16 protein-coding genes are annotated in these 14652 nt (G+C 61.6%); 9 read left to right on the top strand and 7 right to left on the bottom strand.

All coding sequences use genetic code 11. From position 1 onward, the window contains the following. Nucleotides 1–38: 38 nt before the first annotated feature. Nucleotides 39–413, bottom strand: a complete 375-nt coding sequence (locus AC1DD5_RS17030) for a nuclear transport factor 2 family protein (RefSeq protein ID WP_477522196.1) — start codon at nucleotides 411–413, stop codon at nucleotides 39–41. A 200-nt stretch (nucleotides 414–613) separates the two neighbouring features. Between AC1DD5_RS17030 and AC1DD5_RS17025 the strand changes: the two genes are divergently transcribed. Continuing rightward, nucleotides 614–1822: an aspartate transaminase gene (locus AC1DD5_RS17025; RefSeq protein WP_477522195.1), complete on the top strand. Its 1209-nt coding sequence runs from the start codon at nucleotides 614–616 to the stop codon at nucleotides 1820–1822. Between the two features lie 21 nt (nucleotides 1823–1843). After that, nucleotides 1844–2518 carry a 4-carboxy-4-hydroxy-2-oxoadipate aldolase/oxaloacetate decarboxylase gene (locus tag AC1DD5_RS17020; RefSeq protein ID WP_477522194.1) on the top strand — a complete coding sequence of 225 codons (675 nt, stop codon included), beginning with the start codon at nucleotides 1844–1846 and terminating at the stop codon, nucleotides 2516–2518. Nucleotides 2519–2761: 243 nt separating this feature from the next. On the opposite strand, the gene AC1DD5_RS17015 is transcribed toward AC1DD5_RS17020, so the two are convergent. Both AC1DD5_RS17015 and AC1DD5_RS17010 read right to left on the bottom strand, forming a co-directional pair. Then, nucleotides 2762–2983 (bottom strand): hypothetical protein, encoded by a 222-nt coding sequence (locus tag AC1DD5_RS17015; protein ID WP_477522193.1) that lies wholly within the window; start codon nucleotides 2981–2983, stop codon nucleotides 2762–2764. 123 nt (nucleotides 2984–3106) lie between these two features. Beyond that, complete coding sequence (locus AC1DD5_RS17010) at nucleotides 3107–4051, bottom strand: LysR substrate-binding domain-containing protein (RefSeq protein ID WP_442019312.1); 945 nt, start codon at nucleotides 4049–4051, stop codon at nucleotides 3107–3109. A gap of 296 nt (nucleotides 4052–4347) precedes the next feature. On the opposite strand from AC1DD5_RS17010, the gene AC1DD5_RS17005 reads away from it, so the two are divergent. The 5 genes from AC1DD5_RS17005 to AC1DD5_RS16985 all read left to right on the top strand — a co-directional run bounded on the left by AC1DD5_RS17005 (nucleotide 4348) and on the right by AC1DD5_RS16985 (nucleotide 9141). Beyond that, entirely contained in the window at nucleotides 4348–5136 is a 789-nt protein-coding gene (locus tag AC1DD5_RS17005; RefSeq protein WP_477522192.1) for a LamB/YcsF family protein, read from the top strand. Between the two features lies 1 nt (nucleotide 5137). Beyond that, complete coding sequence (locus tag AC1DD5_RS17000) at nucleotides 5138–5905, top strand: 5-oxoprolinase subunit B family protein (RefSeq protein ID WP_477522191.1); 768 nt, start codon at nucleotides 5138–5140, stop codon at nucleotides 5903–5905. Continuing rightward, nucleotides 5902–6915 carry a 5-oxoprolinase subunit C family protein gene (locus tag AC1DD5_RS16995; RefSeq protein WP_477522190.1) on the top strand — a complete coding sequence of 338 codons (1014 nt, stop codon included), beginning with the start codon at nucleotides 5902–5904 and terminating at the stop codon, nucleotides 6913–6915. The genes AC1DD5_RS17000 and AC1DD5_RS16995 overlap by 4 nt, the downstream gene beginning before the upstream one ends. Before the next feature lie 55 nt (nucleotides 6916–6970). Beyond that, the gene (locus tag AC1DD5_RS16990) at nucleotides 6971–8311 is read left to right on the top strand and encodes an MFS transporter (protein WP_442004401.1); all 1341 of its coding nucleotides are present in this window, start codon (nucleotides 6971–6973) and stop codon (nucleotides 8309–8311) included. Between the two features lie 80 nt (nucleotides 8312–8391). Continuing rightward, a complete protein-coding gene (locus AC1DD5_RS16985) occupies nucleotides 8392–9141 on the top strand; it encodes an SDR family oxidoreductase (RefSeq protein ID WP_477522189.1) in 750 nt (249 codons plus the stop codon). A gap of 126 nt (nucleotides 9142–9267) precedes the next feature. Here the strand turns inward: AC1DD5_RS16985 and AC1DD5_RS16980 are convergent, their stop codons facing one another. The 4 genes from AC1DD5_RS16980 to purB form a co-directional block, all read right to left on the bottom strand. Further along, nucleotides 9268–9702, bottom strand: a complete 435-nt coding sequence (locus AC1DD5_RS16980) for an acyl-CoA thioesterase (protein ID WP_224093181.1) — start codon at nucleotides 9700–9702, stop codon at nucleotides 9268–9270. A gap of 84 nt (nucleotides 9703–9786) precedes the next feature. Further along, a complete protein-coding gene (locus tag AC1DD5_RS16975) occupies nucleotides 9787–10290 on the bottom strand; it encodes a GNAT family N-acetyltransferase (protein ID WP_442004403.1) in 504 nt (167 codons plus the stop codon). Between the two features lie 170 nt (nucleotides 10291–10460). Then, on the bottom strand, nucleotides 10461–11117 hold the full coding sequence (locus AC1DD5_RS16970) for a histidine phosphatase family protein (protein ID WP_477522188.1): 657 nt from the start codon (nucleotides 11115–11117) through the stop codon (nucleotides 10461–10463). Between the two features lie 235 nt (nucleotides 11118–11352). Next, a complete protein-coding gene (purB, locus tag AC1DD5_RS16965; RefSeq protein WP_477522187.1) occupies nucleotides 11353–12759 on the bottom strand; it encodes an adenylosuccinate lyase in 1407 nt (468 codons plus the stop codon). Between the two features lie 166 nt (nucleotides 12760–12925). Between purB and AC1DD5_RS16960 the strand changes: the two genes are divergently transcribed. Together AC1DD5_RS16960 and AC1DD5_RS16955 are read left to right on the top strand one after the other, a co-directional pair. Beyond that, entirely contained in the window at nucleotides 12926–13237 is a 312-nt protein-coding gene (locus AC1DD5_RS16960; RefSeq protein WP_477522186.1) for a hypothetical protein, read from the top strand. Continuing rightward, nucleotides 13237–14577 (top strand): hypothetical protein, encoded by a 1341-nt coding sequence (locus tag AC1DD5_RS16955; protein ID WP_477522185.1) that lies wholly within the window; start codon nucleotides 13237–13239, stop codon nucleotides 14575–14577. The genes AC1DD5_RS16960 and AC1DD5_RS16955 overlap by 1 nt, the downstream gene beginning before the upstream one ends. Nucleotides 14578–14652 lie beyond the last annotated feature (75 nt).

Genomic DNA, 14652 nt, shown 5'->3' with positions numbered 1-14652 from the left:
TGAGCGGGCTGGCCATCCTCACCCGCACTGCTTTCGTACTAGCTGGGTTCGGCGGGAGTGTCTTTCCTGGCCATGTACCACTCCGTGAATTCACGCGCACGGCCGTCCTCGGCAAAGCGGATGACCCAGAGGTTGTCGTAGGTGGGCTGATCGTTGAGGTACGTCGTCACGGCCTGGACAAAAGCCGTAACTCCGTCCTGGCCAAGGAGCGTCCATTCGAAGGTCCAGTCATCGGGCTTATCCCCGGCCTCCAACCACGCTGTAACGATTTCTTCATGGCCGTTCCACGGGGATTCAGTGTTCGGCCTGTCGTAATAGATGGCGTCCTCAGTGAACAATGCCCGGATGTCGTCGGGATCGTTCGAGGTCCACGCGCTTATGTATTGGCTCATCCACGAGTTCACGTCGGTCATGCTTCCGTTCTACCCGTTATAGGCCGGAGCCTCAACGGTTGAGCTGCGCGTGAGCGCAGGGTCGGCGGGGCCGCGAGTCATAAGAGTCCCTTATAGATCCACGCACATTAGGTCTTATCCACAGCGCTCGCGAATCCCTAGTCTCGAAAAAGGGGACGCGTGAATCCGCGCGTCCTGGGTTCCACATTTCTGGAGGAGACATGTCCGACTACCTGCCGGCGTCGAGGGTCACCCGCATCAAGTCCTCAGCCAGCGTTGCGGCCGCCGCCCGCGTCCGCGAACTAAAAGCTGAAGGCATCCCGATCATCGACTTGACCGTCGGCGAGCCGGACTTCGACACCCCTGACCACATCAAGGCCGCAGCCATCGAGGCGATCAAGGCCGGCGAGACCAAGTACACCTCGGTGACCGGGACGCCCGAGATGCAGACCGCCATCCTGCGCAAGATCGAAAATCACACCGGCCACCACTACGAGCCGAACCAGTTGACCGTGGGTGGAGGTGCCAAGCAGGTCCTCTACGTGGCGCTCATGGCCTCGCTCAATGCAGGCGACGAAGTGATCGTGCCGGCGCCGTACTGGGTTTCCTATCCAGACATGGTCCTGGCCAACGATGGCACCCCGGTGATCGTCCCGTGCGGGGAAGATGCAGGCTTCAAACTGACCCCCGCTGCCCTGGAAAAAGCCATCACCCCCAAAACAAAGTGGCTCATCCTCAACGCTCCGTCCAACCCGACCGGTGCCGTGTATTCCCGCGAGGAACTGCACGCACTCGGAGCCGTCCTCGAGGAGCACCCGCACGTCCTTGTCCTCACTGACGAGATCTACGACGAAATCCACTTCGGCGATGGCCGCGTCACCAGCCTGGTCACGGCTGTGCCGGCGCTCAAGGACCGGATCCTCCTGGTCAACGGCGTCTCCAAGGCCTATGCAATGACCGGCTGGCGCCTTGGCTACGGCGTCGGCCCGGCCCCTTTGATCGCAGCCATGAACAAACTGCAATCACAGACGTCCTCGTGCCCGTCGTCCATCAGCCAGGCCGCGGCCGTAGCGGCGCTCAACGGAGATCAATCCTTCGTCCGCGACAGCGTGGAGGTGTACCGCAAACGCCGGGACGCCGCCGTCGAGGGTCTGAACGCCATCAACGGGCTTTCCGTTGCTCCGGCAGAGGGTGCCTTCTACGCGTATGTGAACTGCGCGGGCGTCATCGGCAAGACGGCGCCCGACGGCACGGTCATCCAGAACGACCAGGACTTCACGCTGTACCTGCTGGACGCTGCCCGCGTCGCTGTCATTCAGGGCTCGGCCTATGGTCTGGGCCCCTACTTCAGGATCTCCTTCGCCACATCGCTGGAGACCATCAATGCCGGCGTGGACTCGATCCGCGACGCCATCAACGCACTTTCCTAAGCCCACAGAAAGATTTTGAAAATGATCCACGTTAAGACCAAGTTCGAGCGCCCGGCCGCCGACGTCGTCAGCCGCCTCGCTGCCTTTTCCTCGGCGACCATTCACGAGGCACAGGGCCGTCGAGGAGCTTTGAGCTCCAGGATCAAACCGATCGACCGCTCCATGTCGTTCTGCGGACCGGCCGTCACGGTCGCTTGTGCACCGCAGGACAACCTGATGCTCCAGGTCGCCATCCACTATGCACAGGCCGGCGACGTGGTCCTTGTGAGTGCCAAGGAAATGGCTGAGGCCGGCACTTTCGGCGACGTTCTTGGCAACGCCATGAAGGCCAAGGGCATTGCCGCGATGGTCACCGATTCCGGTGTGCGGGATACGCAGGACCTGATCGAGCTGGGCCTGCCCGTCTTTTCGGGCAGCATCAGCATCAAGGGCACCGTCAAGGAAACGCTCGGCCCGATCAATCATCCACTCGTCTTCGGCGACGAAATCATCTACCCGGGCGATATCCTCCGCGGTGACGCTGACGGCGTGGTGGTTGTTCGCCGAGAGGAGGCCGAGGAAGTCATTGCGCTGTCCCAGGCCCGCGACGACCATGAGCGTGAACTCATCAAGCTGTACCACGATGGCGGCAACACCATTGAGCTCTGCGGCCTGACGGAGAAGCTCAAGGAGAAGGGCCTCCTGGTCGAAGACTAACCGTCTGCAGTGGGCCGGTCGCGCGTCGTGAGAGGCGTTGCGGCCGGCCCTTTCTTGACGCCGCAATCGGGCAAGGCGGCAGTCGAGCAAGACCGCAATCGGGCGGAGCCTCAGTCGGGCATGGGAAAGGCGCCTTGCCAGTGGCAGGGCGCCTTGGGGTGCTGCAGATTTGGTTGATGTACGACTTTGTTGACATACGACGGCGGCTGGCCGGGTTTCGCGGGAGGCTTGGGCCTGAGGGGCTCAGTCGAGTCCGGCGTGTCCGGGGCGGGTGTCCACCAAGTGCCATTCGATGCTGCTGCCGGCGTGGGCGGGCATCAGGCTGCCCTCAAAGACGAACAATGGTTCACCAATGCCGCCGGTTGGACGCCAAAAGCCATTTCGTGGGCAGTGAAATCCTGTTCGGGCGCTCATTGTTCCGCGGGTTGGATTCGAAACCCATCCGGTTGTGCTGATCCTTTTCACCGTTGTTTCCTTTGAACTTGCCCGCGGAATCCGTGAGCTGCTTCGAATTTCTTGCTAATTCGATTCTAGGAAATTAAAACGCTGCTGAATAAGACCAAAGCTGTCTGTCCGGATAAGTGTTTGTTATGGATGGGCCGGCAACTGCACGGGGTCGGCGCCGTACTTGCTGATGAGTTGTTGATGCAGCATCTCCTTGACCACCAAGAGCACCGCCGAGGCGGCTTCGGACAGTGGCTCGTGGTCCGGAGTGCAGAGGGCGATTTTGCTTTGCAGCCCGGGCTCAACGATCCGCAGCACCTTGAAGTCCTGGTCCGGGAAGAGGGCATCGGCTGCAGACTTGGGCAGGACCGTGCCGCCAAGGTTTGCCTGGATGAGTCTGGTCAAGGAGGGGACGGACTCCACTTCGCCCACCAGGCGGAGCGGTAGCTCGTGATCTGCAAGGCCCTTCTCGATGATTTGGCGCAAAGTGTGGTTCTTCTCCGGAAGGAACAGGCCCACCGTGCTCGCTTCCGCAAGAGTGACTGTGTCCTTGCCGTGGTTGACATCCACATCAGGGTGGACCACCAGGTGGAGGTCTTCGACGATCATGGTGGTAAATTGCACGCCCCGGATCTTTCCCGGCTCATAGATCAGTGCCATGTCGAGGCGTCCGTTCTTGATGGCCTCGCTCAGGACGCCGCCGAAAATTTCGGTCAGGTGAAGCACGATGTCCGGGTAGCGTCGGCCGACTTCGCTGATGATCCTGGGCGTGAGGCTCGACGCCATACTGTAGGGCGCGATCGCGATTGAAACCCTGCCGGAGGGTGCGGCGCCTGAAGTGGCCACGTCCTGCCGGGCCTGTTCAACCAGGCGCAGAATCGACTGGGCGTGGCGGTAGAGGGTGTGTCCCGCTGCGGTGGGTTCAACGCCTTGCTTGCTGCGAATCAGCAGGCGCTGCTTGAGGTCGTTTTCCAGCGCAGACACCTGCTGACTAAGGGCCGGCTGGGCAACATGGAGGGCAGCAGCTGCCTTGGTGATGCTCCCGGAGTCAACGATTTGCACGAAGTATGCGAGTTTGCGCGTATCCATGTCTGCCTTCCTGGAGGGGCCACGTCCCCGGGTGGCATGCCATAAGGAAATTCTATCCGGCAGCACTGGGACCCACGCCACAGTACAGGGTGGTGCACGTCATAACGGAGAGCTATTACGGGATAGCTATTAGGTCTTTGTGCAACGTCGTTGGGCGGTGCGAGACTTTTGGAAGAACTTCAGGCCACGATGCGGCTTGTAGAAATCGCAGGGTATTCCCTGGAATTTATTTATCCCCTGCGGAGACAGTTGCCGCTTTTCTCCCTACGAAATAACAATCACGGAAAGAGAATCACGTGAACCCGACAATTGATCTTGTAGCGGATCTCGGAGAGGGATTTGGCGCCTACACCATTGGCGACGACTCTGACCTCCTGGAGATCGTCACAAGTGCCAATATTGCGTGCGGGTTCCACGCGGGTGATCCGGACATTATGGCGACCACTGTTGCTGAATGTGTTCGCCGTGGCGTTGGCATCGGTGCGCATCCGAGCTTCCCGGACCTGCGAGGTTTCGGCCGGCGCGATATGGCCCTCTCCGCCAGCGAGGTTCAGAACGATCTGCTCTACCAGTTGGGTGCGCTCAACGGTTTCGCCGCGTTCCACGGCACCAAGGTCACCCATCTCGCGCCGCACGGCCGGCTCGGCAACCTGGTGGCAGTGCGGGCCGACTACGCCCAGGCTGTTGCGGAGGCGGCAGCGCGGGTGGATAGCGAACTCATCGTCGTGGCGCAGGAAGGTGAACTGGCCACCGCCGCCCGTGTCGCCGGACTTGGCGTTGCAATCGTAGGTATCGTGGATCGCGCCTACCAGGAGAACGGCACGTTGGTTCCCCGCAGCCAGCCCGGTGCCGTATTGCATGATCCCGCAGAGATCCTGGAGCGGACCCTGCGCATGGTGGTCGACGGCAAGATCCGCTGCGCCAACGGCGTGGACATGGATATCGACGTCGACACCGTCCTCCTGCACGGGGACAACCCCGGTGCCGTCAAACTCGCCCGCTTGATCCGCTCGGAGCTCGTCTCAGCGGGTGTCCGCCTCGCCCCGCTCGCCGAGGTCATGGATGCCAAGAGGAAGGCGGCCTGACATGTCAGTGCTCACAGCGGCTCCCACCGAGATCTACGAATCCGGAGACTGCGCACTGCGCGTCGTCGCCATCTCGCAGGCCAGTGAAGACAACTGGCTGACCGTTCACCGCCTTGCAGACTGGCTGGAAAGCTGCGGCGCCGAGGGCCTTCACGGTGCCGTTCCCACATACGATTCGGTACTCGTTGAATTCGATCCCATTCTGGTTTCCGCCCGGCAGGTACGGGCATTCGTGAAACTCGGACTGCTTGAAATTGGACGTACGGGAGAACCGGCAACGGCTCCCCGCGAGTTCCATGTTCCCGTGGTCTATGGCGGCCATTACGGACCGGACCTGAAGCGCGTGGCAGAGTATCAGGGGATTGATACCAAGGAAGTCATCCGGCTCCACACCGAAAAGACATACACGGTTCGTTGCCTGGGTGCGCCTGCAGGTTCGCCCATGATGGACGGGCCCGCGTTCCCCAAGCCCGTACCCCGCCTCAAAGATCCCAGGCTGAGTGTTCCGGCAGGTGCTGTTGCAGTCGCCGGCCACCAAGCCGTCATCGCTCCCGCTGTGGCCCCCGGTGGCTGGTGCGTCATTGGCCAAACCCCCTTGTCAGTCCTGAACATCCGCCGGGAACCGTTGGTCCCGTACAAGCCGGGCGACATCCTGCGTTTCCGGGAGATCCATGCCGAGGACTTCAACAATTACGCAGGCCTGGAATTGGAGCCGCTGGAGTTGGCTCCGCTGGAACTGGCTCCCTCGGGGTCCGGAGTGCTGCCATGAACGCCGGAATCCTGATCCAGCAGCCCGGCAACTCGGTCGTCACAGACCTCGGACGTACACGCGGCCCCCGTTTCGGGTTGCCGGTTAACGGGGCTTTGGACCAGTACTCAGCCCGAGCGGCCAACATTTTGGTGGGTAATTTGGACAACGATCCGTTGGTGGAGATCACGGCCCTCGACTTTCGGATGAAAGCCACCGCTGACATCCTGATCGCAGTCACCGGAACCCCTCTCACGCTCACCGTCGCCGGTCGCCCATCCAGCCAATGGGAACCGGTGTCAGTGAGGGCGGGAGAATCAGTGTCCATTCGTCGACTTCATAGCGGACTGCGCGCCTACCTCGCTATCCATGGTTCCATCGAGGCAGACACGCTGCTTGGCAGTGTAGCCCCGGACACCGTGGTGGGCTTTGGACTCCAGCTCAAAGAAGGTACCAGCCTTCCAATCCGTCGGAGCGTGGGGCCGGTACGCCAGCCTTACTTCGACCTCCCCCTTTTCCGGTTGGGCCTTGAACGGCCAACCATGGGATCAGATCTGTCGGTCGATGTGACCGACGGACCGGACATCGCCGAGTTTGGCGAATCCGGTGAACTGCTCTTCACTTCGGAGTACACCGTCAGCGGCCGCAGCAACCACATCGGCCTGCGGCTTGGTGGAGACCTTCCGGAAAGAACCTCCAGCGGCGAGGTGCTTTCCCGCGGCGTGCCAGTGGGCGCCGTCGAGGTTCCTTCAAGGGAAGAGTTGCTGGTACTGCACCGGGGACGCGGCGTCACCGCCGGGTATCCGGTACTCGCAGTAGTAACCAGCGCCGGACTGGATGTCCTGGCCCAAGCACGGCCAGGGGACAAAGTCCGTTTTCGGAAAACCACAGTGGCAGAAGCAACTGCCGCCCATCGGCGCTCGCGGGCGCAGCTCGAAACCCTCCGCGAATCCGTCAACACCGTCTTCGGACTCCTCGGCATCGGATGCCGTCCCCAGTGGCAGGACCTACCAGTTGCGGCATGCAGCTAAAGACCCTGTCGTCATACCAGTAGGCGTTGCTACGCTCATCTAGTAAGGAAAAGTCATGACCGCAAGCACCAACGCTGCGCCCACGCAGCATGAGCGGCTCACGGGCCGCCAAACCCGCAAAGTTGTCACCGCAGGTTGCGTCGGCATCTTCGTGGAACTGTACGACAACGGCATTTTCGCCTTCATGGCGGGCACGCTGGCGCTCGTCTTCCTGGCACCGGGTAACCCGGACAACGCCCTGCTCTTCGTGTTCGCTGGATACGCCGTTTCGTTCTTCGTGCGGCCCCTCGGCGCTGTTGTTTGTGGCTACCTCGGAGACCGGATCGGGAGGCAAAAGCTACTGGTCTTCGTCATTCTCCTGATCAGTGTTGCCACCGCTGGCATCGGCCTCTTGCCGCCATTCGCGGCCATTGGTGTGGCGGCTCCGATTCTGCTGGTTCTTCTGCGTCTGCTTCAGGGCTTCTCGGTGGGCGGCGAGGCTGCCGGTGCCATGACCTTCCTCGCTGAGCACGCACCTGAGGGTAAGCGCGGCATCATCACCTCTTATGCGCAGATTGCCTCCTTCGCAGCACTGCTCACCGGTACGCTTGTGGCGTTCTCCATGTCCCCCTGGCTCACGCAGGCGGCCATTGACGCAGGCGGCTTCGGTTCCTTCGCATGGCGCATCCCGTTCCTTGTGGCCATCCCCATGGGCATCATTGGTTGGTACATTCGCAAGGCCATCGCCGATACCCCCAACTTCGTAAAGCTCAAGGAAGAGGGCGGACTCTCCAAGAACCCGCTGAAGGAAGCCTTCAAGTCCGCCGAGCACCGCCGTGCCATGCTCCTGGCCCTCTTCATCCCGCTCATGAATGGCTCCGGCTACTACGTCCTGTTCTCCTACATGCCCACGTTCCTCAAGGGCAAGCAGCTGAATTTCACCATCGGCGAGGCGCTCCTGGTGACTGCCTGCAGCCTGGTTGTCATCTGCATCGCGATCCCGTTCATGGGTGCGCTGTCGGATCGCGTGGGGCGCAAGAAGGTTATCGCCGGTTCCGCCATCGCCATGGCAGCCCTCGGCATCCCCTCGTACGCCCTCATTGCAACCGGCCAAATGGGCCTGGCAATCCTCGGTGCCTGCATCATGGCAGTCGTCTTCGCTGGACATACCGCAGTCATCCACATCCTGATCGTCGAACTGTTCCCCACACGGGTCCGGTACTCTGCTTACGGCCTCGGCTACAACATCTCGTCGGCACTCTTCGGCGGCACGGCCCCGCTGCTCATGACCTGGCTTATCAGCAGCACGGGCAACATCTACATGCCGGCCTTCTACGCAGTAATCACAGCACTCGGCACGCTTATCGCCGTCAGCACGGTCAAGGACCGTGCCCACGAGCCGCTGCGCGACGCATAGCAACTACCGACCCTTGGGCTTCTGCGTCCGGCCCAGCCGGATGCAGAAGCCCCACCGATTCCCCACGTTTGGAGAACCCAATGACTTTTTCCGACTACACCACGGCTCTCGTCACCGGAGCGTCAACCGGAATGGGTGCAGCCATTTCCGAACGACTCGCCAAGCGCGGCCTGACGGTTCACGCCGTGGCCCGCAACGAGGAACGCCTTGCCGAATTGGCCGACCGCACCGGGGCGATCCCGCACGTAGTGGACCTGACCAACACAGCCGCGCTGGCCGCCGTCGTGCATGACCTCAGCGTGGACGTCCTGGTGAACTGCGCCGGGGTTTCCCGGCCGGGGAACATTCTGGACTCGTCCGAAGAGGACATCGACGAGCTCGTGGACGTGAATCTCCGCGGCCTGCTTCAGCTCACCCGCCTGGTGCTGCCGGGCATGGTGGAGCGGGACCTTGGCCACGTCATCAACATCAGTTCGATCGCCGGCACCTACAACTTCTATGGCCACACCGTTTATCACGCCACCAAGGCTGCCGTGCACCAGATCTCCCGCCAGCTTCGCAACGACACCGTCGGCAAGCGGATCCGCGTCACCGAGATTTGCCCGGGACGCGTGGAGACAGAAATTTTCGGCCGGAATATGGGCGGCACACCCGAGGCCATGGAAGAAGCCTGGAAGACGTACTACGAGGGCTACGAGTCATTGACCACGGACGACATCGTGAATGCCCTGGACTACGCTATCGAAACGCCCCGCCACGTCAACGTGGGCATGCTTGAGCTCATGCCGACGTTCCAGGTACCCGGCGGCCTGACGTTCGACCGGCGCTAAAGCGCCCCTCAGATTCCGGTGATTCACTCCCTCACCGGAAATACAAGCTGGCGGCCGCGTTTTCGCGGCCGTCAGCACCCGTTTAACCAGCTCTCGTTTAGCCAGTAACGCCCGACGGCGCGTGGTTCAGTCCTCGTGCAGCGTTTCCGTCAGGTGATGGGTGGGGATGCGGTCCCGGTCATACGTGATTTCCGTGTAGCCGTGGGGCTGCGGGCGGCCATCGGCGCCCATGTTCACGAACACGATTTCCTCGATGGTCAGGATGCTCTGCCGGGTGATCATGTTCCGGACCTCGGCGCGCATGGTCAAGGAGGTGCGGCCGAAGCGTTTGGCCGTCAGCCCCATCTCTATGAGATCGCCCTGAACTGCTGAGCTCACGAAGTTGATTTCGGAGATGTACTTGGTGACCGCGCGGCCATTGCCCAACTGGAGGATGGCGTAGATCGCTGCCTCTTCATCGATCCACTTCAGCAGGCTTCCACCGAAGAGTGTGCCGTTGGCATTGAGGTCCTCGGGCCGCACCCATTTGCGGGTGCGGAAGGTGATGTCTGCTTTTTCCATTTTCCGAGATTATCTGACTACCGCAGGGTGTGCTTGATGTTGCGCGACGCTTGGTTGCTTCTGTCAACGCTTCTTGTCGGTTGGCTAGGCCATCGCCGTGCGGGAGGCGCTGTGGGAGTTGATCCGCTTGGAGTAGCAGTAAGACCCGTTTACGCCGACGTAAGGGCCAAAATTGGGAACTTCGGCGAATCCAGCACTCACGTAGAAGCTCCGTCCATCAGACTGGGCTGATCCTGCCTCAGCTGCTATCACGCTGAAACCGTGTGAGTGGGCCTGTGCTTCGAGCGCGGCCAGGATGGAGCTCGCGACTCCTGAACCCCGCGCATAGGGAACCACGTACAGACGCTTGATCTCAGCTGTGTTCTCGTCCAACATCCTCAGGCCGCCGCATCCGAGCGGTTGTCCGGAGGATTTCTCGTAAGCCACAACGAAAACCGCAGTGTCAGCTTCGGTGGGCGGGGGACCGGGCTCGTGATCCGTTGTTCCGAACCGGGCATCCAGTTCAGCCTGTTGCGCGGCGCGGAGGTCAGCGCCTACCGGGTTCGCCCAGGTGACCTGCCGGATGTTGAGCCGGGGGTTGGTCTGCATCAATGCCTCATTTCGCTTGGTTTCGCTGAGGTGTTTATGCGTCTTAAGCCTAGGAAGCTGTGGTTACCGCCGTGTTTCCTGCGCGTAAGCTTCGGGAGAATTGCTGAATTTCCTGCATTGCGGGGCCTGCTCTGCGCACTTTCGGGTGGATTTGGCGCGCAGAGCGGGCCTCACAATGCCTCGCCCGTTGGGTCCTCGGCCGTCTGATCTGCCAAGGCGAGCCCACCCACGGGAATCTGGTCCCAGTGCAGCACGCGCCAGCCTGATTCCGGATCGCCTTCCAGCGCCACGATTCCGGTATTGGGCAATTGATGGGTCTCAGCGAAGAGAGTGTCGATATCCTCTGCCCTGCGGCCTGCCCAGCAGCGGATTGCGGCTCCATGGCTGACGATGGCCGCCGTCGAATGCCCCGCGGCCGCGACCTTTTCAACCGAGGCATCGAAGCGGGCAAAGAAGTCGTGGCCGTTGAAGGCGCCCGGCATGCGAACGTCGAGGTCGCCGTCGGACCAGGCGAACACCGTGCTCATGTACCGCAAATGCGATTCATGATCCGTCTTCTTCTCCAACGAACCAGCTTCAATCTCATGGACGCCGTTCAGGATTTCCGGTTCCAGTCCCGTGGCCTTGGCGAGCGGTATCACCGTCCGCTGGGTTCGGAGCAGCGTGGAGGTGTAGAGGGCCTGAATGGACTCGTCTGCAAGAGCCTCCGGGAGCGCGGCCGCTTGCCGTTCGCCGAGTTCCGTCAACCCCGGGCCAGGAAAGGCAGTATCCAATTGGCCAGCAACGTTGCCGGGGGTCTGTCCGTGCCTGATCAGTAGGAGCTTCATGGGTGCTCCGCTCCTTACGTTGTTGCCTTATCTGTCCTGGCCGTGCGTTCCCGCCCAGTTGGTTCCAGCCAATCAGCGGTGAACGCGAGCGAACGCCCCGACACGCCGTTTCTCCGCACCTGGAAGAGTGTGGCTCGGTGACGAAGTGGGCAGGAAAGAGCCGGGACCTACTAATTAAACGCCGACGGCGGGCCGAGGCACCAAGCCCCGGCCCGCCGTCGTCGAGCGTTGACTGCTACTTCAGGTGGTCCACCAATTTCTCGGCGATGCCGGTGTACTTGCCCGGGGTGAGGGCGAGCAGGCGGGCTTCGGCGTCGGCGGAGAGGCCGAGCCCCTGCACGAACTCCTGCATCCGGGCACCATCTACGCGCTGGCCCCGGGTGAGGTCCTTCAGGCGCTCGTAAGGGTTTTCCATGCCTTCCACGCCGGCGATGGCTTCAGCTCGCATGACCATCTGGATGGCTTCGCCCAGGACTTCCCAGTTGGTGTCGAGGTCGCCAGCAAGGACTTCCTCGGCGACGTCGAGGGCCTTGAGGCCCTTGGCGACATTGGAAATTGCCAGGAGGGAGTGACCAAAGGCGACGCCGATGTTGCGCTGTGAGGAGGAGTCCGTGAGGTCGCGCTGCCAGCGGGAAGTAACCAGCGTTGCGCCCAGGGTGTCCAGCAGGCCGTTGGAGATTTCCAGGTTGGCCTCGGCGTTTTCGAAGCGGATCGGGTTGACCTTGTGCGGCATGGTGGAGGATCCGGTGGCACCAGCAACGGGAATCTGGCGGAAGTAGCCGATGGAGATGTAGCTCCAGATGTCAGTGCAGACGTTGTGCAGGATGCGGTTGAAGCGGGCAATATCGGCGTAGAGCTCTGCCTGCCAATCGTGGCTTTCGATCTGCGTGGTGAGCGGGTTCCAGGTGAGGCCCAGCCCTTCGACGAAGGTCTTGGCAATGGCTTCCCAGTCGGCACTCGGGACAGAAGCAACGTGTGCGGCGTATGTGCCCGTGGCACCGTTGATCTTGCCGAGGTATTCAGTCTTGGCGATCCGTGCCAGCTGGCGGTTCAGGCGGTGCGCGATGACCGCCAGTTCCTTGCCGAGTGTGGTGGGCGTGGCGGGCTGGCCGTGGGTACGGGACAGCATGGGCACGGAGCGGTTGGCTTCTGCCATGGCCTCGATCTGCTGGACCAGTGCGGTGGCGTTGGGGAGCCACACATCCTCTACGGCGCCCTTGATACCAACGGCGTAAGAGAGGTTGTTGATGTCCTCTGAGGTGCAGCCGAAGTGGACCATGGCTGTCAGGTTTTCGATGCCAATCGCGGGCAGGCGACGGCCGATGTAGTACTCCACTGCCTTGACGTCGTGGACCGTGACGGCCTCGATCTCGGCGAGTTCGTTGACCGATGCGGCGTTGAATTCGGTGACGATGGCACGGAGCTGCGAAACCTGCTCGTCCGTCAGGGGACCTGCTCCGGGCAGCACCGACTGGCTGGTCAGGTGGATCAGCCACTCAACCTCAACGTGAACGCGATCGCGGTTCAATGCGGCCTCGGACAAGTAGTCAACGAGGGGCGCGACGGCAGCACGGTAGCGGCCATCAAGGGCGCCAAGAGCGAGGGGTTCGGAAGCGAGGGACACGCGAGGGGATTCAGCCATGGGGCCTATTCTTTCATGTTCCGTGGAGGCGCCCGAGTTGGTGACTTGGCTATGTGGACAGCCGCCCGCGTTATCCACATAGCCGACGGCGGCGCTTCCGCCCGGTTCCCCGGCTCCGTAGCGTCGTACCTACCGATCAGCAGAACAATCAATGGAGTACACGGACATGAGCGTCGGCTTGATGCCTGCAGCCAACCCACCCACCTTCGATCCCCTGGAGTGCGCCTCTCGCAGTCACGAAGTCCAGAGGCTCGCTTGGCGAATTAAGGCCTCCGTGGATCAGACGGACTCTGTGCTGGCATCCTTGCGGCGGACCCAGTTGGAAGAGTGGCAGTCGCCGGCCGGAGGTGCTTACAGGACAACTATTGCTCTTCACGCCTCAGCACTGATGCGGGCACGGGAATCACTGGAAGATGCGGCCGCCTCGGTTCTCCGTCATTCACAGAACGTCGCCGTCTCCGATGGGAGGGGGCACTGATGGCTGATGTTGCTCCTGTTGGTGGGGGTTCAGCTCCTCAACCTATGGCCCCGGCCCCGGATGGGATCCTCAGCATCCGTGGGGGAGTGGGCGGAATGTCCTGCCAACTTGAAGAGCTCCTGCGTGGAGCGGCCCTCCTTGATGACTTGGTCCAGCAGCTGATTGGTGTGGAAGAAGAAACCCGCAGGGTGCAGGCTGATCTGGGCCCCTACCTCTTCGACTCGTACGCCTCTGGGTGCGCCGCCATCGACGCGGTGGCCGAAAGCGGTCAGGAGGTAAGCCGGGTGCGCCACGAATTGGTTGGTGTCAGCGCGAGTGTGCGTTCCAGTCATCACGATTACCTGCAAACAGAGGCCAAAAATCAGTTCCCGCGGATGTTGAGGTTTGAAGAGATGAAGATGTCAGGTATCCCCTGGGTACCTGGCCGGGACATGATGCACAATGTCGTCACAACCATCATTCCGCCAGGTATGGAGGCACGGGACATCATGCGGGGACTGCTGGAGTCACCCCTGGTTCCAGCACTCAGGCCGCGCCCGGTGAGCATCGAGAAGATGGACGAGTCGATCGAGCAAGTGGATCCATCCATGGCACAGAGCATCCGCAGACTCGAGAAACTGCATGCCCGGGACGATGGAGAAATTGAGATTATCCAGCTCGACCACGATGGCTCGTCGTCGTGGATGGTGTTGATTCCGGGAACACAACCCAAAGCACCGGTTACAAATCCCTTCGACATACCGGGTGTTGGTGAAGCCATCGGCTACGACTCTCAAGAAGTCGTGCCAGCCATTGGTCAGGCGTTGAGGGAAGCCGGCGCTGAGGCCGGTGACCAGGTGGTAGCAGTCGGGCACAGCCAAGGAGGCGCGCACGCCATGAACCTCAGCCAGAACAAGGCATTCCTGAGCGAATTCGACCTAAGGTATGTCCTGACGGCTGGGGCTCCAGTTGGCGGTATTAGCTCCGAACCCGGAATTGCTGCGTTGCACCTTGAGCACATCCAGGACGCGGTCGCGGGTGCAGATGGCGGGGTGAACCCGGATACCAAGGACAGGGTTACGGTAACGCTGAACAATGAAGTCAAAACCCCAGAGGGGGAAGACCACGGCCTGGGTCCCGGTCACAGACTGGACAACTACGCCGCGGGCGCCGAATTGGTCATGGCGAGTAAGGATGCCTCCCTTGCAGCTTCTACAGCAGTGTTTGCGGGTGTTGTTGGGGTGGGAGGCGTGGCAAAGGTGACGCACTTCAAGCTGCAACGGTCACCCTTGCCGGACAAAAGGCCGGGCCTGCGGAACCCCAATCTTCCCGAGACACGTTCCGGGGCCGGAGCGCGGTAAGTACAGCGCAATGGTGACTGCAGTGCCAATGGTTAGTGCGGCGCCAACAGTGAGAACAGGCCCAGCGGCGGGAAC

It is taken from the genome of Paenarthrobacter sp. 10L420 (assembly GCF_056395385.1).
The sequence above is the reverse complement of the archived record's forward strand: the minus strand, read 5'-3'. Positions and strand labels throughout refer to the sequence as shown.

Bases quoted from the DNA above. Each gene is read 5' to 3' on its own strand.
- AC1DD5_RS17030 (WP_477522196.1), bottom strand. From the start codon at position 413: ATGACCGACGTGAACTCGTGGATGAGCCAATACATAAGCGCGTGGACC.
- AC1DD5_RS17025 (WP_477522195.1), top strand. From the start codon at position 614: ATGTCCGACTACCTGCCGGCGTCGAGGGTCACCCGCATCAAGTCCTCA.
- AC1DD5_RS17020 (WP_477522194.1), top strand. From the start codon at position 1,844: ATGATCCACGTTAAGACCAAGTTCGAGCGCCCGGCCGCCGACGTCGTC.
- AC1DD5_RS17010 (WP_442019312.1), bottom strand. From the start codon at position 4,051: ATGGATACGCGCAAACTCGCATACTTCGTGCAAATCGTTGACTCCGGG.
- AC1DD5_RS17000 (WP_477522191.1), top strand. From the start codon at position 5,138: ATGTCAGTGCTCACAGCGGCTCCCACCGAGATCTACGAATCCGGAGAC.
- AC1DD5_RS16995 (WP_477522190.1), top strand. From the start codon at position 5,902: ATGAACGCCGGAATCCTGATCCAGCAGCCCGGCAACTCGGTCGTCACA.
- AC1DD5_RS16990 (WP_442004401.1), top strand. From the start codon at position 6,971: ATGACCGCAAGCACCAACGCTGCGCCCACGCAGCATGAGCGGCTCACG.
- AC1DD5_RS16985 (WP_477522189.1), top strand. From the start codon at position 8,392: ATGACTTTTTCCGACTACACCACGGCTCTCGTCACCGGAGCGTCAACC.
- AC1DD5_RS16980 (WP_224093181.1), bottom strand. From the start codon at position 9,702: ATGGAAAAAGCAGACATCACCTTCCGCACCCGCAAATGGGTGCGGCCC.
- AC1DD5_RS16975 (WP_442004403.1), bottom strand. From the start codon at position 10,290: ATGCAGACCAACCCCCGGCTCAACATCCGGCAGGTCACCTGGGCGAAC.
- AC1DD5_RS16970 (WP_477522188.1), bottom strand. From the start codon at position 11,117: ATGAAGCTCCTACTGATCAGGCACGGACAGACCCCCGGCAACGTTGCT.
- purB (WP_477522187.1), bottom strand. From the start codon at position 12,759: ATGGCTGAATCCCCTCGCGTGTCCCTCGCTTCCGAACCCCTCGCTCTT.
- AC1DD5_RS16960 (WP_477522186.1), top strand. From the start codon at position 12,926: ATGAGCGTCGGCTTGATGCCTGCAGCCAACCCACCCACCTTCGATCCC.
- AC1DD5_RS16955 (WP_477522185.1), top strand. From the start codon at position 13,237: ATGGCTGATGTTGCTCCTGTTGGTGGGGGTTCAGCTCCTCAACCTATG.